Source organism: Akkermansia massiliensis, assembly GCF_023516715.1.
Classification (GTDB): Bacteria; Verrucomicrobiota; Verrucomicrobiia; order Verrucomicrobiales; family Akkermansiaceae; genus Akkermansia; species Akkermansia massiliensis.
This window is the reverse complement of record NZ_JAMGSI010000001.1, coordinates 1,457,587-1,481,872: the sequence shown is the minus strand read 5'-3', so window position 1 is coordinate 1,481,872 and position 24,286 is coordinate 1,457,587. Positions and strand designations below refer to the sequence as shown.

The following is a 24,286-nucleotide window of genomic DNA, read 5'->3' as shown; positions in this document are numbered from 1 at the left end:
TATATAGACCAAGTTAATCAAGTTGTTTAAAAATTCTATTTTTGATAAATCCATATAAGTTTCGTCCTCCGTATTCCCGAATAAGATCCCTGTTAATCCACCTGCCATCTGTAGGATTCAGGTAGCGGTAATTGTAGTAGATCAGGCCAAGCTCGTCGTCCATGAACTCGCAGGAAAACCTGAACTTGTTTTCCTGAGCCCTGTCGCCCTGCGCCGTGATTAGGGCTCCAAGGGAGGCATATTCATAGCGCGCCCTTCGCGTCTGCTTACAGTCGAAGATGGAAGTGACGTTTTTGAGCATATCATGCATGAAGTAAAGATGCTCGTTGACACTTGTTCCATCCTCCTTCCAGTTGGTCATCATCAGGATGCGCGTAGCAGTCGATTCTGTAGGATCCCACAGATAGGTCTTCACAAGTCTGTAAGAAGGACGCATCAAATCCAGTTCAGCTATTTGCAAATAGCCCTGGTATAGATACCATGCATGGCTGACAGTTGAACCATTAACTGCTACTTTTTTCTCAAAGCGGCGTCCCTGGTAATCGTAGGAGCAAGTAATCACGGTTCTTCCGTCTTCTTGAGTAAAATAACACAGGGCGGTCATTGGCATCATAGCTCACTTTCCAAATGCCTGTCGAGGTCTTGATCCTGGTCTGATTACCGTCTGCATCGTAAGTGGGAATGAATGGTTCCGTATTTCTGGTAATGTCCGTGTACTGGTTGAGCCGGTTGGCATTGTAGGATACTTCTTCCTCCAGTTCCCGTGCAGTCTTGCGGTTGCCGATGTTGTCGTACCGGTAGCTGTAGCTGCCTCTCTCCCTGAGTTGATCTCCAGTCAATTCACTGCGGCTATTGTAGGTAAAATCTCTTAGCGTGGCAGGAGTGGTTCCATCCCAGGAGTCCCGGCGTTGAACTGGACGCGTCAGGGCATCATACTGGTATTCATGGCCGGCGGCCATGCCTCCATTTCCCTGCTTCTCATAGCCAATGGAAGCCACGAGGTTGAGCTTGGGATGGTAGATAGATGTTGCTGCGAACCATGCCGTTGGGGTAGGTGAGCCGGTTGAGGAAGCCGCTGGTTTCATCGTATTCCCAAGTGAAGGAAGAGGCCAAACCATCCAGATTCATCCCAATCATGCCACCTTTCCGATCGTAGTCAAGATGGGAGTGCTGCACCGTGCGGGTTCCGGTCATGAGGCGGTAGCCGGTGGAACGTCCGAACGTGTCGAAGTCTTCCTGAAGGCTGCTTTCTACCGTTCCAAAGGAAGTGTCCCGAACCATTCTGCCGTAACTGTCATGGGAAAGTTCCCGGAGGCCGGAGGCGTCCCGGATAAAAGTCATCTGCCCGAGATGATTGCAGGAGAACTCCCATCCCGGAGTATCGTCGCTGTGGGAGACGGAGACAAGTTCTCCTGTCAATGGAGCATAGGCGTACGTCGTGACAATGCCTCTGGCCTTGGTGACGGTTTCCGGACGGTTGAACTGGTCGTAGGTTCTGAGAACGCAGGAGCCGTCGGCATAGGTTTTCTTCAGTTCCATTCCCGTGGCCTCGTCGTAGAGCCAGGTGGTAGTGTCCCCGTCGGCGCGGCCGGAAGGATCAGTGATGATGTCCCCTTCGTCCACCCTGAAAGTAGTCAGTGAGACCATACGATCGGCTTCATCGTAGGCGAAACTGGCCGGCTGGAGGGACGTGCCGTATTCGGCTATCTTTCTTCCCTGGATGTCGTAGGAATAGCAAGTAGTACCTCCCATGGAATCGGTGATGGAAGCCACAGCATCGCAGCAGGGCAGGTAGCTGGTGGTGGTTACGTTGCCGGCTGCATCCGTGGATTTGACTGGTCGTCCGTCTAAGTCAGTTTCAATCGTTGTGGCATTGCCCCGGGCATCCGTCTGATGCAGAATCATGCCTGTAGAGGTATAGGAGCGTTCCTGCGAGGAATGAATGCCCGCATGGTTCGTCTGGCTCACTGTAAAACCATCAATGACCAGGGCCACCTTGGATTCCTCCGGCTTTTCCAGGTTAATCACGCCGGATTCTATCATTTCATTGTACAAGTCGTTCCCTGCACGGGTGCGTTCCCCCCCCCCCGCGCCGCCGAAGGCGCCGATTTTGCGAAAGGGCAGATGAGGTCGATTACTTTGATGCCCGTTTCCAGCACTTCCGTGCTGGTGGATTGCTCGTCCAGCGGCGGAGCGCTGCGGTGAATGCTTTTCATGCCGGAGCAGGAGAGCGCGCCGCGTTCGTCCACGGCTTCACCCAGCACATTGAAGATGCTATAATCATGAAAATAAGAGAAAGAGTGCAAGCTATAATATTTACTCAAATTTTGATTTTCTTCATCATATAATAAAATACTTATAAAAAATATAATATATTTAAAATAAATAATAAAATTAATATAAGCAATGATGTTCGGTTATACCATGCGTCTGAACCCGGCTCCGTGGAGAGTTCCAGATCCTTGGTGGGGATGGAAAGGGAGATGGAGGAGTGGGCGTGAAGGTGGAGAAAACAGGTGGCGGGAGCCATGACCTTGAGGTATCCGGACTATTCGTGCCGGGTGTTGTTGGAAGCAGTTCGTTTGGGGATAAGGACGGGAGCGGAGAGTCCGTTGACCAGGAAGTTGCCCTGGGGCTGTCCGTTGGGGTACATGGGAATGAAGGGATAGACGGTGTCCATGGCGCCGATATTGAAAGTGTTGTTCATGGTAATGAAATGATGTTTGTTCAATGGTTGCGACTACCATGAATCAAAAACCAGCAACGTAAACACGTCGGGAACGTTATGATATTTGGTGAGTTTTTGAGGCGGATGGCAACGTGGGAAAAGGGAGGGGATTCTTCTCCGGTGGCACGTATTTCTTTGCCATATTTTCAAAATTTACCCATTGCCAGCTTAAAAGGCAGCGTGCTAGCGTCCATCAATGAATTCGTTCAACATCTAACTCCATTATTTCATGAGCACCACATTGAAAAAGATCTATGTCAACGGGTTCCCCAGTCTCTACGGGGGCGCGGGAACCGAACTCCACCACCAGATTCTGGTCTGGCTCCACATGGGTATTGACGTGCATATCATCCCCACCAACGGCGGATTTGAAAATGAAGCCCTTTATTTGGAAATGATCCGTCTGGGCGTCCATATCCACGCTCCCAATGACTGGACAGTCCTGCAGGAAGGGGATGCCATCATCGGATTTTGCAACGGAGAATTTCTGGAAAACATGCCCGCCATTCGCCAGCGCACCAAACGCACCATCTTTGTCAACTGCATGACCTGGCTTTTCAACAAGGAAAAGGAACTCATGAAGCAGGGGCTCATTGCCATGTTCCTTTACCAGAACGAGGAAGTCAGGCAGAAGAACATGCCCCTGCTCAAGCGCTGCAACGACGACCCTACCATTGCTTTCATGACGTTCAAGCCTTACTTCCACAACGAATCCTTCCCTTTCATTGAGGAGAGGACGCAGGAATACTTCGGCTGCGGGCGCATCTCGCGCCAGGACGCGGACAAATTTGCGGCCAATACGCTCCATATTTATGAATATTTCGTGGCGCCTGTCTTCAAGCGTGGCCTTTTTCTGGGGTTTGACCAGAGGAGCCGGGAGAAAATCGGAGAGCCTTACAGTTGGATACGCACGGCCCGCGACCAGAGGGAGGTGAGCCAGCAGGACTTTTACAAGCACTGCCAAATCGTGCTCCAGCCGACGGACACGACGGAGAACTGGCCGCGTGTCGGTTTTGAATCCATGGCAAGCGGAAGCGTGCTTGTGGTGGACAACCGTGGAGGCTGGAGGCAGATGGTGGAGCATGGCAAGACCGGATGGCTGTGCGACCATGAAAGGGATTTTATCTACTACGCCAGCAAGATGGCCTACGAGCCCAACCTGAGGTCCGACATGGCCCACGCGGCGCGGGAGCGTGGACTGGAGCTTGGAGGGCTGGAAGCGTCTGTAGCCAGCTGGGAGGAAGTCTTTGACGCGGTGGAAAAACTGCCGGCTTAGAAATGGGAGGAAAAACCATGAAAAAGAAAACAAATATTGTCGTAGGCATTTGTTCATGCCATGGAACGGGAGATAAACGGAAAGCGGTAAGGTCTACCTGGCTGGCCCATCCCGCGCAGAACGTTGAATGCATGTTCTTTGTAGGAGGAAACCGGGTTCCGGAGGGGGAAGAAGAAGATACGGTGGGGCTTGATGCGCCCGATGGCTACAATGAGCTCCCCGCAAAAGTGAAATCCTTCTTTCGTTACGCGCTGGAGAATTACGAATTTGAATGGCTCTTTAAATGTGATGACGATACGTATTTGGAATTGAGCCGGTTGACCTCCTTGATAGATGAAGATTATGATCTGATTGGGGATGCGATGGTTGCGCTTCGCAATTCACCGAGCGGAGGGGCGGGCTACCTGCTGAAGCGCAGCATGGTGGAAAAGCTGGTGAATGCGCCGGGTTTTGCGGAATGCGGGGCAGAGGATGTGATCGTAGGTGAACTGGCAGGCAGGCTCGGAGGCCGCTTGAAATCCACGAAACGGCTTTACATGTCCAATGTTTATTACCCGGAACGGGATAATGACATGGTAACGGCCCACTGGTGTTCTCCCGACATCATGCAGGCCCTGTATTCGTTTAATTACAAAATTCCCTCCGCTGTGTGCGATGTTGTTCATCTTCATTGGAAAGGGGAAATGCTGTTTTATTCCAACGGGGCGTTCAGGAGGCGGGATACTTCCTGCTATGGCTGGTGGAGCATTGGCTCCAAGGGTGAACTGAAGCTGAAATGGCAGATGTGGCCTATGGAGCAGCTCCTTTTGGAGGGAGAACGGTTTATCGGGTCTGAAACGGAGATATTCCAGCGGTCGGACATGCCGTCCCTGGCCCGGTTATGGGCTGAACGCCGTCTTTCTTTCGGCAACGTGGAAATCATGGACCAATCTCCTCTGCTGTATATCCATTTGGGGTGCGGCACCCGGAGGTTGAATGGCTGGTTGAATCTGGACGCTCCCAATTATGATATTACCAGGCCACTCCCGTGGAAGGACGATTCCGTAGACGCTTTTTATCTGGAGCATGTCATTGGAACAGTAACGTCTGCAGAGGCCTGCCGATTTTTCACGGAAGCCTTCCGTGCTCTAAAACCCGGAGGAATCTTACGATTAAGTTTCCGGGACGTGCGCCTGATGCGCGGGGTGATGACGCCTGCGTTCAGGCAATACATGAAGAAACAGGGGAAAGGAAATCACACTCCGGAGAATGATTTGTGTGCATTTATGGAAGTCTACAAGCAACAATCCCTGTGGTCTGCCGATTTCCTGAGTTATGTTTTGGAAGAGCTGGGGTTCCAGGTTTCCCAGCATGCTCCGGGTAATTCCCGCCATTTGCACCTTCAGTGTCTTGAAAGGCGATCCGACAGGGATGAACATCCTTTTGACCTGCTGGGCACGGTTTGCCTGGATGCCCGGAAACCGCAGAAGACTGTTACCGGTAAATTTTTATCCTTGCGTCCCGCTTCTGTTCCGGCATCTCCCGGTTACGTCACGACGCAGTTTATGCCCGGCTCGCGTACGTGCAATCATCTGTTCCAGATAGCTGCTGCCTATGCGCATGCTCTCCGGCTGGGTGTGGGATGCCGTATTCCCTGGAGATACAGTTCCGAGACCTGGGAGCTGATGACTTATCTGGGTGAGGCCTGTTCGCTGTGCCCGGACGGCGGATATAACGATCCCGTGACATACAGGGAGCCCGGATTTTCCTACCATCCCATTCCTGAAACGGTTCGCTACGGCGCCTTGAGAGGGTATTTCCAGAGTGAGCGGTATTTCAAGGATGTTGCGGAAGAAATCCGTTCCCTGTTTGCTCCTCTTATTGCTCCCGTCCAGGAGGGCGTGGCCGGCGTTCATATAAGGATGGGGGACTATCTTGACCGTACAGACATGTACCATACGCCGGATGTTCCCTTTCTTAATGAAGCTTTACGGAGGCTTTCCGGCAACATCAGTAAGCTGGTCGTCTTTTCCGATTCTCCGGAATTGGCCCGGAAATTGATGGAGGGCGTTCCGGAAGCAACGCGTTTTGAAATAGTCATGGATGAGCATGAGACGCTGGACGCCCTCCGGGAATTGACGTCCATGCAGGAACTCGTCCTTTCCTGTTCCTCCTTTTCCTGGTGGGGGGCATGGCTTGGAGACCAGCAGAGGGTTTTTATTCAAAAACAGTGGTTTACCGGAAAGATTGAGGACGAGCAGGACATTTTCTGCCCGCAATGGATTAAACTTTAACAGGTACATTTTATGAAATGTGTTTTGATTGTGTCTCCTGGGGAAAAGTCGGAGGGAGCTTCGGAATTGCACCGGATGGGTTACGAGCTGGAGCTCTATCCCTCTACCGCGGATCTTTCCCCCCTCAGGGATGCGCGGGAAGAGGAAAGTGCATCCTACCTGGGACGGTCCCCGGCGTCTGCGGAACGTTCGCACGTCCGTTCTCTGAGGGCATCTTTCATACGTCTTCTGGAGGACAGAAATTATGCTGGGAGTGACCTGATTATTTTCGGAGAAAGCGATGCCGTGCCGATGGTGGCTTCTTCCCGCTTGGAAACGGCTCTCAGGAAGGAAATGAAGGAGCATCCGGAGACGGATATTTTCCGGCTGTTCCATCATGCAGTATGGTCTCCGCAAGGGGCTCCGGGGGAATCTGATGAAATCTTGTTTGAAGATTTCAAAACGGGAAAGACGGATGCCAATACCTCCTACGTATGGGGAACGCATGCTCTCGTCATCCCTGCTGCCCGACGCCCCAGGGTGGCCCGGGTTTTTGCCGATTACCGGTTGCCGACTGATATTGCCCTGGAGGCTGCCAACAGCCATGGAGACCTCAAGATCCGTGTGGCCCGCCACAATCTGTTTTACCAGCACGAACGGACTAAGCAGAGACCCGATTGCAAAATTGCTGTTTGTCTCTCATCCTATAAGCGTCTGACGGATTTGCAGAGGCAGATTTGGTGCATGATGGATCAGAGCTATCCGAATCTTCATGTGTTCGCAGCTGTCAAGGGGATACCGGAAGGCACGTACCGCAGAACAGTGCTCCCTCTCTTTGAACATTTTATTCACGAAGGCCGTTTGACGATGCGGCTTTTCCCCAACAAGAACCAGCTATCCAATTTCTTGGACACGATAAGGGATTTGAACGTTTCCGATTACGATCTTTTCGCCAAAATTGACGACGATGATTTGTACGGAAGGGATTATTTCAAGTCAGTCAATAAATTCCATCTGCATCTTCCGCCGGAATTCAGCAGCTTTTATTGCGGGCCGGGCGAATATCTAAGCGTGCGTGGAGGGTATCCCTTCTCCGGAAACGGATTTTTCGGCTGCTTTGGCCCCACCTTGGTATTGAGCCGGGATGTGCTGGAAAAATTAATAATTTGTGAGACCAATCCTCACATGATATCCCAGATCTCGCCCAGGCTCCGTCATGCCGGGTATGGATTTACGGAAGACAACTTCATGCACATGATGATGCTGGATACCGGAAGCAGCAACCGCACCCGGTATGTACAGGAAATGGCCCTGCCAATGCATCTGGCGATTCAGACCGGCAATGCTTCCGTGATGCGCGGAGGGCTGGTTCCGGGAGATTTCCGGGGCAGAAACTGGAACATTTCTACGAATCAGGTTAATGAGGAGCGTCTCATGGAAGTGCATCATCCGCAATGGCATGATATTGTCCGTGTCTTTGGGAACAGGGCGCGCCGTTTTGAACGGGACGACGAAGCGGACGTCCTCTCCGTCACTGATGAGAAAATAACTCTCAAGTGGGATTGCTGGGGCGTGGAGGCGTTTAAAAAGATGGAGGATGGAACCTTCTATTTGTCGAGCGGCGGCAGACAGGAGGAACCTTTTTCTCCCCGGAAAAAAGTGGCTGTCCTGTTTATAGCCACAGGGCGTTATATGACGTTCTGGGAGGAGTTTTATGCGGCCTCCAAACAATATTTCCTGACAGGGCATGATGTGCATTATTTTCTGTTCACGGATCATCCGGAAGTGGAAACCGGCGATGACGTGACTCTTGTCCGCAAGCCGTTTTATCCGTGGCCCATGGAAACCTTGAGAAGGTTTGAGACTTTTTTAACCGTTCGGGAGGAATTGCAGCAATATGACTACATTTATTTCATGAATGGAACTTTGCTTCCCGTAGGGCCTGTCGGTCAGGAAATTTTCCCGATGAACCGGCAGGGTCTCATGGTGACGCTTCATCCGGGGTACTACCAACGCCCCCGTTCCACTTACCCCTACGAAAAAAATGGAATGTCCCGGGCGCGGGTGCTCCATTCCGAAGGAGAATATTATGTCGCCGGAGGCTTTAACGGGGGAAGGGCTGAAGACTATCTCCGCATGTGCCGGGAGTTGGCGGATGCCGTCAGGCGGGATCTTGAGGACGGTGTCATTGCCGTTTGGCACGATGAAAGCCACCTCAATAAATATGTGATTGGCCGGCATCCCCTTGTTTTATCTCCTGAATATTTATTCCCTGAAACATTGGACTTTAATCAAAAAAATCTCATGGCGATCAAACCGAAAGTAAAAATGATCGTAAAGGATAAATCTCTTCAAAAACACGGGGGTCACGCATGGTTGAGGCAACAGATATAAATTCCCGGCAGGTCAAACGTGCCGCTTTTGCGGACTTCTGGCCGGGATTTGATCCACATGATAATATTCTGTCCGCGGTTTTGACGGAAAGACTGGGCATGACCGTTGTGGATGACCAGGATCAGGCGGATTTTTTAATCTACTCCGTTTTTGGAGAAAAACATCAGAACTTTAAGGGGATTCGAGTTTTTTATACGGGGGAATCCGTCAAACCGCGTTGGGATGAGTGCGATTATGCCATTTCATTCATGAAGGGAGATATTCCTTATCCCGAATGTCATTTGAGGATGCCCTGCTGGATGAACAATGGCCCTGTCAGAAGAACGGGAAAAATAGAACAATACTCCAAAGACAGAAAATCCCTTCTGTCCAGGCATACCCGATTTTGCAGCTTTGTGTATTCCAATGGGAATGCTCCGGAAAGAATTCATTTCCTGCGCCTGCTTTCCCGGTACAAGCATGTAGATTGCGGCGGGATGGTCATGAACAACATGGGCTCCTGCGTTCGGGATAAAATAGCTTTCTGCTCCTCCTGCAAATTCACGATTGCCTTTGAAAACTATCCGGCTGCTGGTTACGTGACTGAAAAACTGTTTGATTCTCTTGCCGCTCTTTCCCTTCCCATTTATTGGGGAGCCCCCGATGCAGGGATGGAGGCCAATCCATCCCGGTTCGTCAATGCCGCGGACTTTTCCACCCCGGAGGCCCTGGCTGAATATGTGATTCGTCTTGATCAGGATGAAGACCTTTACCTCAGTTATATGGACGGTCCCGTTTTTGTACCGGGCCAGCCGGACATCGGAGAATATATGAACCGTCTGGCAGAATTCTTTTCCATGATTTCATGCAGCGGGAATATATGCCGGACTGGCAGGCCGCGTACGGAGGCTTGCCGTCTGCATCACGGCTATCCCGTCATGTCCCGTCATGATGACGGAAAACAATGGACGGGAAAGGCGGAACTTCTGCTGCCCCAATCGCTGGCGGCAACTCCGTTTCCCGTGTTCTGTCCGGAAGGGAAGGACACGGCTTCCCAATTCATCCGCAAGCTGGCCATTATTCCGGCTAAAAAACATTCGGAGCGCTGTCCGGATAAAAACAGGCGCTTGTTGAATGGAAGGCCCCTGTTCCTGTATTCCGTTTCCTATGCCCTCCAGGAAGGATTTGTTCCGGTTGTCAGTACGGACAGTGAAGAAGTTCTGGAACGCTGCCGTCGGGAAGGCATCCGGTGCTTCCGGGAGACGGTGGACGACCGCCGAATGGAAAATTGCGTACGCCAGGTATTGACCCGTTTCTCCTGTGACATATTCGCCGTACTTCAGCCGACTTCTCCCTTCCGTCGTCGGGGCCTGTTGCGCCAAATGGCGGAAGACATGGAAAAAGGGAAAATTCAATCCGCCTACACGGCCCGCAAAACCAAAATGATTGGTCACATGGAGGGACATTTCCATCTGGCGCATCGGGAACAGGACGCCAAGAAATTTTTCTATTTTTTTGACGGAAATATTAATGTTGTTACCCGGAAAAAATTTCTGGAATCGGGTACGATGTTTGATGACGGCTCCTGCCCTTACCCGAATGATTTTCCCTGTTGTCTGCAAATTGATACGGAAGAAGAGTGGAAAGCCTTGTCACGGTTAGGTGAATTTAAAGACTGGCAATGTTTTCTGGCTTCAGAAGGGCATAAAAAACGCATTTGCATCGTCTCAAATAAACGTGATTTGAAACGCAACTATTCCTCTTTTGTCGACTCTTGCGACAAAGTAATGAGAATCAGCAAAATGGATAACTTGAATTCCGGTCTGGCGGGAAAAAGGACGGATATTGTTCTTGTTTCCTGCTTCGCCGGATACCTGGCTTTTTCCCCTGAGGAAAGGCATATGGAAATTTTACGCGGAGTCCCGGAAATTTACTTCAACAATGAAGAATTGGGCTATTCCAATGAATTTGCTTGTAGGGAAGGGCTGGAAAACTGGAAATTCATGCCGGGGGAAGTTCACCGCAGCACGGGCAATTTTACCACGTTGAGCAAGGCGCTTTGTCTGGCGGACTATTTATTCCCTGAAGCCCAGCTTTACTATTTGGGAGATACGGATATGAACCTGAGGGCTGCGGGTTCTTCAAAGCATCATGCGCCAACGGAAAATGCCTACATGCAGTCCCTCATTGACAGCGGAAGAGTCATTCCCATTCTGGAAGATGCCGCCGGTGAATTTCATTACTCCGCCCCGGCGCCGCCGGTTTCTTCCCAGGGGAATGTTCCCGCACCGGACTTGCTTCCCGTGGACACCATTCTCATCAGCCATCCTCAGTGGACAGACCAATTTCAGATGAATGAAAAACGGGGACGCCGGCTTCACCGCAATGACCACGCAACCATACTTCAACATGATGAAAACAAACTCGTTCTTAAATGGGATAACTGGGGGACTGAAGAATTTCTGAGGATGGAAGAGGGTAAATATCAGTACCTTGACTATCATTATTCTTCTACCATCAATGAAGTGAACAAATACGCGCGGGAATTGCTCATCAACCCGTATGACGGCTATAACTCCGTGTTCCGGCATTCCAGCCGTCCTTTTATCGGCATGAGGTATCATCAATGGGAGGGGTTGCTGCTGCTGGAACGCATGTATCGTGATGTTGAAAAAGGAATACGAAAGATGCCCCGGCTTCAATCCGTCCTGCTGATGGGGATTTGCAAGGATGCGTTTGCAGCCCTTATTCTGGCGCAGCGATTGAAAAAGGATTTCCCGCATCTTCATATTGGCGTGTGGGGATGCCCATGGCCGGTGGATTTAAGTGGACAGTCTCCTGTATACCGGGGAATAAAAGTTTCCCCATCTCATGAACAGATAAGGAAAAAAAGACCGTTTAAAAATCTTTTGGAGCGTTATGGAGATCCACTCAAACTGCTTCAGCAGCCGGAATCCTCCGGACTTTGTTTGTTTGCCTTTTACAGTACCAGTCAACATTGGACTCTTGATGAAGAAGCGACGAACAGATTGGCTCCTTACCTTCTGAAAACATATGCCTATCAGGCTGGCAGCAAGGAACATCATACTGTTGTTCACGGAAAAATCGTACATCTGGTAAAGGAAAAGCCGGCATTGGTTCAATCCTGGATTGAAGAAATGTTCCGGATGATGGAAACGGAAAGCGGGAACCATGGGGAGGTGAGAAATCTGCGTATATCCGCCTAGGCGTTTCGCAAAATCCCTCAATAATTAAAAATCCCTAATCAAAAAAATGGAATGCCAATCACAAAAAACAAAATTGGCCGAAAACATGAAACGGATAGGTTTTCTCCGTGTTCTCAATGAAGAAAACGCAGTTATCCCATGTTTGTTGAGCGTAGCTCCCGTTCTGGACCACGTTGTGGTGCTCTGGGCGGATATGGATGACCGCAGCATTGATCTGGTCAAGGAATGGGAACATCACCTTTGCCACGCTTGTCAATGCCGGGTCAGCTTTCTTCATTATCCGCATCATGTCGTTCCTCCTCATTCCGTGGATGACTTGAGGAGCCTTCCCCGGGAAAACAGAATTGACACCTACTTGAATTTCGGCATGGAATTCATTCGCCGTCTTTATGAAGGGCAGCTGTTTTGCGTTTCTAAAATAGACGCTGACCAAATTTATTTTACCCGGGAACTGGAAGCGGCCTTTCAAATGATATCCGGTCCGGAGGATTGCGTCTCCATCCGGGGGGCACAATACCCTGGTTCATCAGCAAAGATTGATGATTTATGGTCCTCGGCCGGTAAATGGCGGTGGCGACTCCCTCATCTGCGGCATGAACAACTTGCCCCGCTTTGGAATTGCGGCGCTTTACGAAGTGGATATAACCGCTCATCCGCAGGTGACCCCTTATCCTGATGCCTGCTGGATGCACTTCATGAAAGCGGCTAAATACAAAAATGTCATCCGGGAATTTCATGACGATGAAGTCATCCCTCTTTCTCAAAATCCGGCTCTGCAGGAGTGCTTTCTCTCTCGTATTCTGCCGTTATTGCAGGAGGCAAAAAGCCCGTATGCGCATCTCCGCCTGGACTAGTTCCGTTTGATGCCGGTTGGACAGGAAATCGCATGTTTTCTCGGAAAAACTCTTATCTCACGCCACTCGGATGGACTCTCCCGTTTGCGTAGCTTTTACCGACTTTGAATCCGGGTTCAAACCGCAAAACCACATTCTGGGCCTGATCTTGAAAGAACGTTTGGGCGCTGTTTTTGTGGATGACCTGGCCCGTGCCGACTTGCTGATTTATTCAATCTTTGGAAATGCCGCACGTTCCTTTAAAGGTCCTCGTCTGTTTTATACGGAAGAACCTGTTTTGCCGCGCTGGAAGGAAGGATGCTATTCCCTGACAAGCCTGAGAGATGGAACGCTTTCCGGGGACCGTCATTTTCGTTTTCCTGCGTGGTTAAACGCCGACTATATCCGCAGGACGGGTCACATTGAACAATACTCCTCCGTTCCAGGGGATATTCTCAATCGGCATGAAAAATTCTGTAATTTCGTCTATTCCGGGGGAGAATTCCGGGAGGCCGTCCGTTTTTTGGAAACTCTTTCCCAATACAAATACGTAGACAGTTCCGGCCAGCTTCTGAACAACACGGGCATGATCGTTAAAGACAAAGTCGAATTCTGCTCCCGGTACAAATTCACCATAGCGTTTGAAAACTATGCTTCCCCCGGTTACATAACGCAAAAACTGACGGATGCTTTTGCTGCCGGAAGCCTGCCCGTCTACTGGGGAGCACCGGATGCCTGCCGCGAATTCAACCCCGGGCGGTTCATCAATGCTCGTGATTTTCGCAATCATGCGGAACTGGTCCGGTATGTGGAGCACCTGGACAGGAATGTTGACGAATACCTCTCCTACTTCAAGGGCCCCTTGTTTGACGAGGGACAGATCGGCGTGGATGGCCTGCTGGATGAAGCTGCCTTGTTTTTCAAGAAAATTTTCAGGGAGGGAAAAGCCGGGCGGCAGCCTGCCTCCATGGAGGGAAAGGACGAACCGTTGCTTCACGGGGGAGTTTTTATGCCGCGGTATGACGATGGGAAACCATGGACGGTTTCGGAAACAGTTTCTCCTTCTCAAAAACGGCCACTTGGACGGCCATTCAATATGGCGGCATGCATTGCATCATACAAGCGGGTGGAAGACCTCCTTCGCCAGATTCTCTGCATGATGAACCAGAGCTATCCACATCTGCATGTATTTGCAGCAGTTAAGGGAGTTTCGGCTGAAACGGCCCGCAGGATTCTGCTTCCCCATGTGCAGCCGTTCATCGATGCCGGAAGAGTGACGCTGCGCCTCTGCCCTAACAGAAACCAGCTTACCAACTTTATGGATACCGTCCGTGGCCTGGATATTTCATCCTATGACCTTTTTGCCAAGATTGACGATGATGACTTCTATGACCCGGACTACTTCCGGCATGTTGCCGATTTTCATGCCCTGTTGCCCGATGGTTATTCAAGCTGCCACCGTGGGGAGGGCCTGTGGCTGAAACGGCATGAAGGATACCCTTATCTGGAAAAATCCTTCCTGCTGGCCCTGGGGCCGGCTCAAGTCATGTCGCGGCGGGTCATGGAGGATCTGCTGGCTTGGGAAACCGACCGCGCGGCTATGAAGGAAGCCATGTACCGTTGTTTAAGGCAAACGGGATTCTATCAATTTGGCTTTGCGGAAGATCAGCTATTCCAGACCGTCATGCTGGAACACGGGTGTGCTGACATAGCTCCCTATCTGAAAAAGCGGGGAATTCACAGCCATCTGATTATGCAAAAAAGCAATGCTTCCATCATGCGGGGAGGTACTGTTTCCGAGGAATTCCGGAAAATGCAGAACGGTGCTTCTACAGATGCCGGAAATGATGAACACCTCGTGGACATCATCCATTCTGACTGGAAAGGATGCATGAAAATCAGCAATGGACGGGCCATGCGCCTGGACGGCCCTCGGGATGAAGCCGACGTGCTGTCTCTGACCGGAGTGGAAATCACATTGAAATGGGATAAATGGGGCGTGGAAACCTTTACGAAAATGGAAGAAGGCGCCTACCGTTTACGGAAGAAGGAAGAAGCCGCCTTCCTTCAATCTCCTCCCCATGCCTCCTCCCTTATTCATTTGCGCCAGCAGGATTGGACGGATGGCTTGTGCATCACGGGAAACAGGGGAAAGCGTTTAAATTGCAACGATGGAGGCGAAATCCTTGAATACTCGGACAAAAAACTCGTCATAGGCTGGGATTACTGGGGAAAGGAAACCTTTCTTCGCAGAGAAGACGGTAATTACTGGTTCTCTTCCTATTCATTCATGGCGCCGGACTCTTCTATTGCGGATGAATATGTCATTGCTCTCTGCGGCGCCCCGGAAAAACCGTGGCTGCATTCAACGGGGCGTCCCGTCGTTCGTATCCGTTATTCTTCCTGGAACCTGGAAGACCATTTGGACAACATGAAACGGGATATCCTTGAATTTCTCGCCGCCACCCCGCATGCGAAGCGCATTCTCCTGGCAGGGAGGGCGGAAGAAGCCGTTGCCTGCCTTCTTCTCGCTTCATGCATTAAAAAACGCTATCCTTCCGTCCGGACGGGAATTCTTGGAATGCCGTGGAACGTCGGCCGGGAAAGCCGGCATACAGAGGAAAACTGTCCTCAAGAAAAACGTCTCCGGGTCAATCCGTCGTTGCTGCTTAAGGAAAACCGGGCGCAAGGAATCGATACTTGTGCGTACGCTTTCCATGTAAGCAACAGTAACCCGGAACAAGTGGAAAACAATCTCCGGAATCTCCTTGATTCTCTCCAGATCATTTACAATTTCTCGCCCCCCTGCGGTTGGGGGGAAAAAGATGAATGCAAGAGTGCAAAAAACTTCATTCAGCAATATCCGGAAATATTCAAGCGCATGGCGGATTGCTGTTTTGACGACTTGAAAGGAAAATCCGCCCCACCGGAATATATCGATCTGAACGCATGGATCATGGAAGATAGATAAAAATTAGAGTTATTTACTTGTTACTAAGTATATAGGTCCCTTTTGAAAAGATATACAGGAGATTCATGCCACAGCACAGAACACTACAGCCTGGAAACGAAAAACCTTGAGAAACCAAGGGTTTTACTCATCTTAAAATCTGAAAACTGGCGGAGAGAGTGGGATTCGAACCCACGGTGGGTTGCCCCACGGCGGTTTTCAAGACCGCTGCATTAAACCGCTCTGCCATCTCTCCATGCAACAAGCGCGGGCATAAGCTACCGTGAGGAGGGCGGTTCTGTAAAGTCCTATTCACGTCTGCCCGCAGGTTTGCGGAGATGGCATGAGTGCCTGTGCTTCATGAAATTTTGTGCTGCCGGTGGAGATGCTTTCTCCCTGACCAGCAGGGGAATGCGGAGCCCGGTAGTGCATTTTACGCCGGGAATCAAGGGGAATTTGGGTTGGGTATTACTCTCAGGGGCTGTATAATGCCGGGCATGAAAGGCTCCCGCATTCTTGTCCTGACCGGGCCCGGCAAGGGAAAGACGACTTCCGCCTTCGGCATGGCCCTGCGCGCGTTGGGGCATGGTGGGAAAGTGGCCGTAATTCAGTTTATCAAGCACGACGGTTCCTATGGGGAGGTGGTGGCTCTCCGGCAGTTTCCGAATGCGGAGGTGGTGTGTTCCGGGGCCGGATTTACGGGCCGCGCCAGGGATGAAGAGTCCCGTGAACGCCACGCTTCCGCCGCTCGGGACGGGTGGAGGGTGGCCCGGGAGAAGCTGGCGGATGAGTCCGTGGGAACCGTGATTCTGGACGAGATTTTTTACCCCCTGAATTACGGCTTCATTTCCGTTGCGGAAGTCGTGGATGCTTTGAAAAAAATTACCCCCGGAAAGGTCGTTGTCCTGACAGGCCGGGATGCTCCGGAGGAAATGATCGCCGTGGCCGATACCGTGAGCCGGATTGAATGCGTCAGGCATGCCTTTCAGCAGGGAATCAAGGCTCAGAGGAATGTTGAGTTTTAAGATATTCTCTTCTGAAAACTCTCAGGTAAACCTGTTCTCCGCCGTCGGCCATTCCTCTCTTCATTCCTGCGTCGCCCTGAATTCCGGTGGAAGTTGTTCCATGAGTTTCTGGGCGCATTCCCGGGGCGTCGCTTCCGATGTGTCTATGGAGAAGTCATGCGGGAAATTCTGGTGAATGCATCCGTATTGGCGCTCCGCATGGGCCGGGTCCGGAGTCCGGTCGGTACGGTTCCGCTCGCGTTCCAGCAGGATGTCCTCCCGGCAGTCCACTTTGATGAGGGCGCGGGGAATGCCGCTCAGGCGGTTCAGGAGGTCTTGAACCCAGGCGCGGGATTCGCCGATGACGTGGTCCACGATGACCAGGGCGCCTTTCCGCGCGGCCTCTGCAATGGCGGCGTGGAAGGACTCGATGAAGGGGAGCCCGGTTTCCCGGACGGCGTCCAGGGCGTTTTCATGCCTTCCCCGGCTCATGGCCAGATAATCGTCCATGGAAAAAATCATGGAGTCCTCCTCCATGAGGCGGTGCAGGGTCCGGGCCAGCGTGCTTTTCCCCGCGCTGGAGGCTCCGTTGAGCAGGATGACGCGCCCCAGCCCCGGCTGAGGCTCCTGCGGGTGGTCCGGGGTTTCCGTTCCCCAGTACAGGTGGATGTAGCCGGCCTTCACGTTCCCATCCGCCACTCCTTCCCGGCTCTTGTTTCCATTCTTGTCCGTCACTGTGTAAAGGGGCGGGTAGGGCCGGTTCAGTTCAATTCGGGACCAATGGAATTCATGGCCGCGGATGCGGGTGAAAGGCAGCCCGAACGGGGCTCCCGTTTCCATCACGGCTTCCCGGTATCCCAGGGAACGGAGCTTTTCCCCCATCCGGGCCGTTCCGTCAATGACTCCGCACATGTTCCTGCTTGTCCCGTCCGGAAGCGCCAGTTCCTTGCAAAGGTACATGTATCCCCCGCATTCGGCAAAGATTTCTCCGCCGTTCTTGGCAAATTCCAGGATGGCGTTCCGCATGGCCTCATTGCTTTCCAGACGGCCCGCGAAGGTTTCCGGATAGCCGCCCCCCAGGTAGAGGGCCTGGGTTCCTTCCGGAAGGGCGGTGTCTTCCAGCGGAGAAAAGCAGGTGATGTCCCAGCCCGTTTGCTTCAGCCGTTCCAGGTTGTCCCCGTAGTAAAAACAGAAGGCATTATCCCGGGCTACGGCCAGAATCCCGCGGGGAGGGGCGGGCGGCAGGGGAACTTTCAGCGGTTCCGGACGTCTGCGTTCCGTGATGTTCATCAGCAGTTCCCAGTTGACGCGCTTTTCTGCCTCTGCCGCCAGCCGGAGGAACCAGGATTGCTGCCGGGCTTCCTCTTCCGCGGGAACCAGGCCCAGCTGCCGTTCCGGGAGCGTCCATTCCGCGTTTTTGGGGAACGCCGCCACCAGCGGCGGCATCCTGTGGTGGTCCAGCGCCCGGCGCAGAAGGTCCGCGTGCGCGGCGCTTCCCACGCCGTTGGCAATAACTCCCGCTATGTTCAGGCCGGGATGGTGCTGGGAGAAGCCGCGGACGACGGCGGCAATGGACCCCGCCATGCCGCGCGCCTGAACCACCAGCAGGACGGGCAGGCCGAGCGTGAGGGCGCAGTCCGCCGTGCTTCCTTCCAGGCTTTCAGGCGTTCTGGCGTCAAAGAGGCCCATGACTCCCTCGCAGATGGCGATGTCCGCGCAGGAGGCGTGCCGTGCCCATTGGGAACGGACTCCGTTTTTCCCCATCATCCACGTATCCAGATTGAAGGAAGGCAATCCCGTCGCCTGCCGGTGGAAGGAGGGGTCAATGTAGTCCGGGCCGCACTTGAAGGCCTGCACGCGTAATCCCCGGGCGGAGAGCGCCGCCATCAGGGCGAGGGATACCGTGGTTTTGCCTCCCCCGGACTGGGTGGAGGCGATGCAGAAGGCGTGAAAAGGCTTATTCATGGGAAACAGGCAAATTCTGCGGATGCTGTCTTTCCGGATCAGGTCAGGATATTCCGTACTTGTCGGCGTAGCCTCTCCGTTCAAAAAGGACGTCTCCGTCCCTGATGGTCCGGGGGCCTCCCAGAAGCACCAGCGTGGACATGTCCACGTCCTCCAGCGGGAATTCGTCCAGCGTCCCCACCCATTTCCGTTGGGCCGGGCGCCCCGCGTGCTTCACGTAGGCGCAGAGGGTTTTCCCCCCGCGTTGGTTCCGGAAGATGCGCAGGGCCTCCTCCAGCAGATGGCGGCGTTTGCGTCCGGCGGGGTTGTAAAGGACCACGGGCAGCGCCGTTCCGGCGCTTTGCTCCAGGTTGGCACGGATTTCCTCCGCAGGGACCAGCAGGTCGGACAGGCTGAGCAGGCAGAAGCCGTTCTGGAGGGGCGCCCCCAGCGCGGAGGCGGAAATGCTGGCCGCCGTAATTCCCGGGAGCACTTCAATGCGGACCGGGGAAAAGCGTTCGTTTTCCTTCCTCATTTCGTAGAGCAGCCCGGCCATGGCCAGGATGCCCGGGTCACCGGAGCAGACCATGCAGACATTTTCCCCGTTCAGAGCCGCTTCCAGCGCGGCCGTGCACCGCGGCACTTCCCCCATCATCCCGGTCTGGATCATCTTTTTTCCGTGGATGCGTTCCCGGATGAAATCCAGGTATTTGGTGTAGCCGGCTATGCAGGTGCATTGCTCCATGGCTGCCGCCGCTTCCGGCGTAAGCTGGCCCGGAGACCCGGACCCCAGCCCGATGACGATGACATTTCCGGCTCCTTGACGGGCCTTGTTCCGGCTGCCGTGAGGGCACGTTGCCAGGGCCAGCGTGACGTTCCCGCCGCAAACGGTTTTAGGAGTGCTGATTTTACCCCCGGAGGCCAGAATGGCGGAAGCCTCGGAAACGGAATGAGTCCCCGTTTTTTCAAAGACGGCGTCTGACGGCGTGGGAATTTCCACCGCGTCCAGCTCGGCTGGCTCAAAGACATGGAAAGGCACATTCCATGTTGCGGCCAGGGCCAGGATGGCCGGTTCCTGCTCCTTGAGCGTGCAGGAGGCAAGGGCTTTGATACGGGACCGGGAGATTCCCTGCCGGGCAAGAAAGCCTTCCGCGTATTGCTGCAGCAGCCCGGGTTCCGTTCCTTTTTTGCAGCCTATTCCAAGCACGAAGGAGGATGACTGAATAAGCAGGGCGGCAGCTCCCCCCGCAGATTCCGGGGGCTCTTCATCCCAATAGACGGCGGGAACGTACGGTTTTTCCGCGGCTTCCGCTCCATCCGCCCGCGCCGGAATGACCTGGGGACAGTCCCGCCAGTACCGTTCGTGGATTTCCTGCGGACCGTGAAAAGATACGGTGTCTCCGGCAAGCAGGGCCGCATTCAGGGTTTTGATGGCGTCCGGGTTGAGAACGCAGGCCTTTTCCCTGGCTGCCGCTTCGTCAAAGGCGGTGATTCCCCGCGTGTCCGTGGCGGTGGTGATGACGGCCTCCCCGCCGCTGATGCGGGCCAGCCTGCGCGCCAGGCGGTTGCCGCCGCCCAGGTGGCCGGAAAGCAGGGGAATGAGGTGGGAGCCGGACTCCGAACAGCAAACTACCGCCGGGTCCGTGGCCTTGTCCCGGAGCAGGGGAGCCGTTTTCCTGACGGCAATTCCCGTGGCCCCGATGAAAACGTGCGCGTCAAACAGGTTCCACTGCCGGGCAAGCAACGGGTCGAAGTCCTCCGGGGGAACCCGCTTGACACCTTCCGTTTCCCCGGCCCTGCCTACGGAATGGATAACGGTTTTCCCCAGGGACTGGGAAATCTCCTGCGCCTTGCGGACTCCTTTTTCCGTGAAAGCGTAAAACGCGCAGCTTCCGTCGAACCGTTCGTCTTCCTTCTCATTCCGGTAGCCGTGGCTGAATTGGCCGTGATAGAGCAGGGACTGCCCGCAGTCGTGCGCGCCGATGGCGTCACCCACCAGGATGAGGGCCTGCCTGCCGATGCCCGCCCGCGCCGTTTCCGCCGCAATGGTGGACAGCGTGCCGCGGATGATTTTTTCATCCGGCCAGGTGGCGCGGTACACCACCGCCGCCGCCGTATCGGGGGATTTCCCGGCGGAGACCAGCCGTGCGGCCAGTTCGTCCAGCTTGCCCGCGCTGAGGAAGAACGCCAGCGTGGCGCCCGTCTTGGCAAAGGCCTCGCAGGCCTCCCCGGAGGGCATGGGCGTTCTTCCCGGGGTGCGCGTCAGCACCAGGCTCTGGGCGAGTCCCGGATAGGTCAGTTCCGTGCGCAGGGCCGCCGCCGCCGCAAAAACGCTGCTGACTCCCGGCACCACGATGGATTCAATGCCCTTCTTGTCAAGCAGGTCGAATTGCTCCGCGACGGCTCCGTACATGGAGGGGTCCCCCGTGTGGAGGCGCACCACTTTTTTCCCTTCCAGCACGCCCCGGGCCATCACTTCCACCTGTTCCTTCAGGTTCATTCTGGCGCTGTCATGAAGTTCCGCCTCCGGGCGGCAGCGCTTGAGGTGCGCCGGGTTGACCAGGGACCCGGCATACACGACTACGTCGGCCTCCTTCAGGAGGGCGGCGCCTCGTTCGGTAATCAGGTCTTCGGCTCCGGGGCCGGCTCCTATGAAATGGATGGGAAAACGGGCGGTATTCATGCGCGGGAATAGGTGAAAAGGGTGATGCGGTTGCCGTGCCGCAGATGGTGGTAGGTTCCGGCAATGGGAGATTCGGAGGCGATGTCCAGGGAGAACATCCCCGTGCGTGCGGCGGCGTTCCAGCCGTAAAGCAGGTGCTCGCTTTCCGTGGTTACGGCGGAGGCTACCAGAAGGCCGCCGGGGTTCAGGGCGTCAAAACAGGCCTGCATGATGGATTCCAGCCCGGCGCCCCCTCCTCCCGTGAAAATGCGGTCGGGCTTGGGCAACGCGTCCAGGGCCTCCGGCGCTTCTCCCTGCATGCAGGTGTAATTCACGCAGCCCAGGCGCCGGCAATTCCGGCGCATCAGTTCCAGGCGGCCAGCCTGCCGTTCCAGCCCGTACACGGAAAGTCCGGGGCGCAGGGCGGCGGCTTCCAGGCCGATGGAGCCGCTCCCGGCTCCCACGTCCCACAGCACCCCCCAGGCCGGAAGGCGCAGCTTGGACAGGATGACCGCCCTCACTTCCTCCGCCGTAATCAGGTTGTTCTCCTTTTCATAAAAATCCGCGGGCAGTCCCAGAGGCAGGACGGGCGCGGCTCCGGGGCGGTTGTCCGGCAGCAGCAGGAGCATGGAAGTAGGGGAGCATTCCTCCCTGGCCAGCTCCGCCAGGGTTCCTTGCAGAATGCGCTCGTCAGCCATTCCCAGGCATTGGGCCGCCACGGCGGAACGCCCCGCCGCTGACGGATGGAACTCCATGGCCGCCGCGGCCAGGCGGCAGGCGGTGAAGGGATGGCCTCCGTAGATGACGGCGAGCGGCTGGGCCAGAATTTCCCCCCACGGAATATATTCCGTGCTGTGCGCGCTGAAGCAGCGTGCGCGGTCCCACGCCATGCCCAGGCGGTGGAACAGGGCCTGGAAGGACGTGGGGGCGGGGATGAATTCCAGCCGGTCTCCGTCACAAGCCAGGGATTGGAGCGTGCCGCCCATGCCGTGGAACAGGGCGTCTCCGGAGGCCAGCACCACTACGTTGTTGCCGTGCCGTGCTTCTTCCAGGGCTTCCCGCGCCTGTTCCCGCGCGTTTTTGCCGATGGGGATGCGCCGGGCGTCGGAAGGGGGACAGGCTTCCAGCAGGGCGGAGGAGGCGTAAATGCTCTGTGCCTCTGCCAGTTTGCCAAGCAGGGCCGGGGACGGTTGAAGCGGGCCTGTGCCGCAGGAAAAAACAGTCAGGGGTGGCATGGAGGTATGTCGAGAAGGAGGTTGCCGGAAAAGCCGGAAATCAGGAAACGGACGGGAAGGCCGGGCACGTGGCGCTGGAACTGGCGCTGCGCTTCCGCGGCGAGGTCGCGGTAAATGGAAAGGTGGGCCTCTTCCGGCGTCAGGGAGAGCGCCTGGCGGACGGAAGAACAGGCCAGGATGCCCCGGCGCGCTTCCCCGGAAAGCGGCGCATGGCGTTCCGCCGTGCGGAGAAAGAGCGGCATGTCCTGGGCCACCTTGTGGGCGTGGGTGTTGGCAAATCCGGCGGCGTACTTGCAGAGCTTGCCCGGCATGCAGGCCACTACGGCTTCCGTCATGCCCTGTTCACCTGCGCTCTGGAGGCTTTCCGCAATGAAATCCCCAATGCAGATGAAGGAAATGGAGGGGTATTCCGGCAGGAGGGTCTTCGCCAGCGCGGCGGTGCGGCCCCCGGTGCAGAACACGGCCTTCCTGAAGCCGGAAAGCCGGGTAGAGCGCACGCAGATGCGGATGGTGGCGATGTAGGCTTCATGGCTGTACGGGCGAACGATGCCGCTGGTGCCCAGAATGGAGATGCCCCCCACCACGCCAAGCAGGGGATTGAGCGTTTTCCCGGCGAGCTTTTCCCCGTCCCGCACGGAAATTTCCGCCAGCCAGCACCCTTCCCGCATGCCGGCGCGTGCCAGATTGTCCGTAATCATGCGCCGCGGTCCGTGGTTGATGGCCCATTTGTGCTGCTCGCAGTCCAGGCCCGGCAGCGTGCACAGGCCTATGCCTCCGCCGGAGCGCAGGATGAGGAGGGCCCGGCCAATGGGCAGGAGATAATCTTCCCGGGCGGCCTGCTCCGGCACGGCTGCGCTTACGCGCGCTTCCAGCACGGCTCCATGGGTGCAGTCCGGGTCGTCCCCTCCGTCCTTGACGATGCGGGCGAACCCCGGCGCGCAGTCTGCCAGCGGAAGCGTTCTCGTCTCCCCGTCCGGGAAAAGCAGGGGAAGCGGTCCGTTGATTTCTTCCCCGTTCAGCGTTTTCCATGCGGCCGTGATGGCGGCGGCGGCATTGGCTCCTGTGGAAAATCCTTTCCGGAGCGGCTGGCGGAGGGGGGCGGACATGGATGGGGGACGGCTTTTTGGAATGCGGAAAACTTAGGAGGCGGGCAGGTTTTCCAGAATGGCGTGCAGGGTGGTCACGGCCAGGGCGCTCCCGCCGCGCCGCCCGTCCAGGACAATCTGCGGGACGGGGCACGTCCCGGTCAGCAGCTTGGATTCCACGACGTTGACGAAGCCCACCGGCATGCCTACGATCAGGGCGGGCCTGATGCCTTCCTCCAGCGCGTACCGGGCGATGCGGGCCAGGGAAAGGGGAGCGTTCCCGATGAGGACGATGGCTCCGTCCAGGATGGGGCGCGCTTTTTCCGCGGCGCAGATGGCGCGCGTCCTGCCTGTGGATTTGGCCTGTTCCGCAATGTCGGCATCGGAAATATGGCAGTGGATGTCCTCCCGTGCGTAGCCGGGATGGGCGCGCCTCAGCCGTTCCACGGAAAGTCCGGCGCGGATCATGTTGGAATCGCAAAAGATGGGGCAGTGCCTGCGGAGCGCCTCCAGGGCGGAGGGAATGGGATCATGGCGGAACGCCAGCCCCTCGCCGATGGAAAGGTCCGCCGTGGTGTGGATGAGCCGCCGCATGACCTTCCATTCGGCAGGCGGCAGCTCTTCCCAGCCGTGGAACTCTCGTTCAATGGCGGCAAAGCTTTCCGCCTCAATGGCGGCGGGGGGCATGTCCCAGCGGATGTTAAATTCAGAGGTCAT

At 55.1% G+C, this 24,286-nt stretch carries 18 protein-coding genes and 1 tRNA gene; 7 read left to right on the top strand and 12 right to left on the bottom strand.

Translation table 11 applies throughout. From position 1 onward, the window contains the following. Positions 1-13: 13 nt before the first annotated feature. The 5 genes from M8N44_RS06360 to M8N44_RS06340 all read right to left on the bottom strand — a co-directional run bounded on the left by M8N44_RS06360 (position 14) and on the right by M8N44_RS06340 (position 2,707). Entirely contained in the window at positions 14-604 is a 591-nt protein-coding gene (locus M8N44_RS06360) for an RHS repeat domain-containing protein (RefSeq protein ID WP_215833339.1), read from the bottom strand. Next, a complete protein-coding gene (locus tag M8N44_RS06355; RefSeq protein ID WP_146020073.1) occupies positions 522-998 on the bottom strand; it encodes a hypothetical protein in 477 nt (158 codons plus the stop codon). Before M8N44_RS06355 ends, M8N44_RS06360 begins: the two co-directional genes overlap by 83 nt. Continuing rightward, positions 979-2,043 (bottom strand): hypothetical protein, encoded by a 1,065-nt coding sequence (locus tag M8N44_RS06350; RefSeq protein ID WP_215709519.1) that lies wholly within the window; start codon positions 2,041-2,043, stop codon positions 979-981. The genes M8N44_RS06355 and M8N44_RS06350 overlap by 20 nt, the downstream gene beginning before the upstream one ends. After that, positions 2,040-2,306 (bottom strand): hypothetical protein, encoded by a 267-nt coding sequence (locus M8N44_RS06345; RefSeq protein WP_180975140.1) that lies wholly within the window; start codon positions 2,304-2,306, stop codon positions 2,040-2,042. The genes M8N44_RS06350 and M8N44_RS06345 overlap by 4 nt, the downstream gene beginning before the upstream one ends. Positions 2,307-2,548: 242 nt before the next feature. Beyond that, the gene (locus tag M8N44_RS06340) at positions 2,549-2,707 is read right to left on the bottom strand and encodes a hypothetical protein (protein ID WP_022397449.1); all 159 of its coding nucleotides are present in this window, start codon (positions 2,705-2,707) and stop codon (positions 2,549-2,551) included. Positions 2,708-2,957: 250 nt separating this feature from the next. On the opposite strand from M8N44_RS06340, the gene M8N44_RS06335 reads away from it, so the two are divergent. The 4 genes from M8N44_RS06335 to M8N44_RS06320 all read left to right on the top strand — a co-directional run bounded on the left by M8N44_RS06335 (position 2,958) and on the right by M8N44_RS06320 (position 11,856). Further along, positions 2,958-4,004: a glycosyltransferase gene (locus M8N44_RS06335; RefSeq protein WP_022397448.1), complete on the top strand. Its 1,047-nt coding sequence runs from the start codon at positions 2,958-2,960 to the stop codon at positions 4,002-4,004. Between the two features lie 2 nt (positions 4,005-4,006). Continuing rightward, a complete protein-coding gene (locus M8N44_RS06330; RefSeq protein ID WP_102728055.1) occupies positions 4,007-6,277 on the top strand; it encodes an alpha-1,2-fucosyltransferase in 2,271 nt (756 codons plus the stop codon). A gap of 423 nt (positions 6,278-6,700) precedes the next feature. Continuing rightward, positions 6,701-8,650 (top strand): glycosyltransferase family protein, encoded by a 1,950-nt coding sequence (locus M8N44_RS06325; RefSeq protein ID WP_215833338.1) that lies wholly within the window; start codon positions 6,701-6,703, stop codon positions 8,648-8,650. Next, on the top strand, positions 8,629-11,856 hold the full coding sequence (locus M8N44_RS06320) for a glycosyltransferase family 10 domain-containing protein (RefSeq protein WP_102728057.1): 3,228 nt from the start codon (positions 8,629-8,631) through the stop codon (positions 11,854-11,856). Before M8N44_RS06325 ends, M8N44_RS06320 begins: the two co-directional genes overlap by 22 nt. 58 nt (positions 11,857-11,914) lie before the next feature. Here M8N44_RS06320 and M8N44_RS06315 read toward each other — a convergent pair whose 3' ends face one another. Next, positions 11,915-12,325, bottom strand: a complete 411-nt coding sequence (locus tag M8N44_RS06315; RefSeq protein ID WP_146021079.1) for a hypothetical protein — start codon at positions 12,323-12,325, stop codon at positions 11,915-11,917. A 124-nt stretch (positions 12,326-12,449) separates the two neighbouring features. Here M8N44_RS06315 and M8N44_RS06310 point away from each other — a divergent pair, with 124 nt between their 5' ends. Both M8N44_RS06310 and M8N44_RS06305 read left to right on the top strand, forming a co-directional pair. Next, positions 12,450-12,710 carry a hypothetical protein gene (locus tag M8N44_RS06310; protein WP_102749440.1) on the top strand — a complete coding sequence of 87 codons (261 nt, stop codon included), beginning with the start codon at positions 12,450-12,452 and terminating at the stop codon, positions 12,708-12,710. A 70-nt stretch (positions 12,711-12,780) separates the two neighbouring features. Further along, positions 12,781-15,660, top strand: a complete 2,880-nt coding sequence (locus M8N44_RS06305) for a glycosyltransferase family 10 domain-containing protein (protein ID WP_102728060.1) — start codon at positions 12,781-12,783, stop codon at positions 15,658-15,660. 147 nt (positions 15,661-15,807) lie between these two features. Here the strand turns inward: M8N44_RS06305 and M8N44_RS06300 are convergent. Then, positions 15,808-15,895: transfer RNA gene (locus M8N44_RS06300), tRNA-Ser, on the bottom strand. Between the two features lie 241 nt (positions 15,896-16,136). Here M8N44_RS06300 and cobO point away from each other — a divergent pair. Continuing rightward, positions 16,137-16,664, top strand: coding sequence for a cob(I)yrinic acid a,c-diamide adenosyltransferase (gene cobO, locus M8N44_RS06295; protein ID WP_180971792.1), 528 nt, complete (start codon positions 16,137-16,139; stop codon positions 16,662-16,664). A gap of 60 nt (positions 16,665-16,724) precedes the next feature. On the opposite strand, the gene M8N44_RS06290 is transcribed toward cobO, so the two are convergent. From M8N44_RS06290 to M8N44_RS06270, 5 genes are read right to left on the bottom strand one after another with little or no spacing between them, the layout of a single operon-like run. Further along, positions 16,725-18,608, bottom strand: coding sequence for a cobyrinic acid a,c-diamide synthase CobB (locus tag M8N44_RS06290; RefSeq protein ID WP_102721484.1), 1,884 nt, complete (start codon positions 18,606-18,608; stop codon positions 16,725-16,727). A gap of 43 nt (positions 18,609-18,651) precedes the next feature. Beyond that, the gene (cobM, locus tag M8N44_RS06285; RefSeq protein WP_102728061.1) at positions 18,652-21,270 is read right to left on the bottom strand and encodes a precorrin-4 C(11)-methyltransferase; all 2,619 of its coding nucleotides are present in this window, start codon (positions 21,268-21,270) and stop codon (positions 18,652-18,654) included. Beyond that, the gene (cbiT, locus tag M8N44_RS06280) at positions 21,267-22,484 is read right to left on the bottom strand and encodes a precorrin-6Y C5,15-methyltransferase (decarboxylating) subunit CbiT (protein WP_102728062.1); all 1,218 of its coding nucleotides are present in this window, start codon (positions 22,482-22,484) and stop codon (positions 21,267-21,269) included. Before cbiT ends, cobM begins: the two co-directional genes overlap by 4 nt. Beyond that, entirely contained in the window at positions 22,472-23,590 is a 1,119-nt protein-coding gene (gene cbiD / locus M8N44_RS06275) for a cobalt-precorrin-5B (C(1))-methyltransferase CbiD (protein WP_102728063.1), read from the bottom strand. Before cbiD ends, cbiT begins: the two co-directional genes overlap by 13 nt. A 33-nt stretch (positions 23,591-23,623) precedes the next feature. After that, positions 23,624-24,286 carry a precorrin-8X methylmutase gene (locus tag M8N44_RS06270; RefSeq protein ID WP_102728064.1) on the bottom strand — a complete coding sequence of 221 codons (663 nt, stop codon included), beginning with the start codon at positions 24,284-24,286 and terminating at the stop codon, positions 23,624-23,626.

Coding starts and splice junctions, on each gene's coding strand:
- M8N44_RS06360 (WP_215833339.1), bottom strand. CDS start 604: ATGACCGCCCTGTGTTATTTTACTCAAGAAGACGGAAGAACCGTGATT.
- M8N44_RS06350 (WP_215709519.1), bottom strand. CDS start 2,043: ATGATAGAATCCGGCGTGATTAACCTGGAAAAGCCGGAGGAATCCAAG.
- M8N44_RS06340 (WP_022397449.1), bottom strand. CDS start 2,707: ATGAACAACACTTTCAATATCGGCGCCATGGACACCGTCTATCCCTTC.
- M8N44_RS06335 (WP_022397448.1), top strand. CDS start 2,958: ATGAGCACCACATTGAAAAAGATCTATGTCAACGGGTTCCCCAGTCTC.
- M8N44_RS06330 (WP_102728055.1), top strand. CDS start 4,007: ATGGGAGGAAAAACCATGAAAAAGAAAACAAATATTGTCGTAGGCATT.
- M8N44_RS06320 (WP_102728057.1), top strand. CDS start 8,629: ATGGTTGAGGCAACAGATATAAATTCCCGGCAGGTCAAACGTGCCGCT.
- M8N44_RS06310 (WP_102749440.1), top strand. CDS start 12,450: ATGAACAACTTGCCCCGCTTTGGAATTGCGGCGCTTTACGAAGTGGAT.
- M8N44_RS06305 (WP_102728060.1), top strand. CDS start 12,781: ATGGACTCTCCCGTTTGCGTAGCTTTTACCGACTTTGAATCCGGGTTC.
- cobO (WP_180971792.1), top strand. CDS start 16,137: ATGAAAGGCTCCCGCATTCTTGTCCTGACCGGGCCCGGCAAGGGAAAG.
- M8N44_RS06290 (WP_102721484.1), bottom strand. CDS start 18,608: ATGAATAAGCCTTTTCACGCCTTCTGCATCGCCTCCACCCAGTCCGGG.
- cobM (WP_102728061.1), bottom strand. CDS start 21,270: ATGAATACCGCCCGTTTTCCCATCCATTTCATAGGAGCCGGCCCCGGA.
- cbiT (WP_102728062.1), bottom strand. CDS start 22,484: ATGCCACCCCTGACTGTTTTTTCCTGCGGCACAGGCCCGCTTCAACCG.
- cbiD (WP_102728063.1), bottom strand. CDS start 23,590: ATGTCCGCCCCCCTCCGCCAGCCGCTCCGGAAAGGATTTTCCACAGGA.
- M8N44_RS06270 (WP_102728064.1), bottom strand. CDS start 24,286: ATGACCTCTGAATTTAACATCCGCTGGGACATGCCCCCCGCCGCCATT.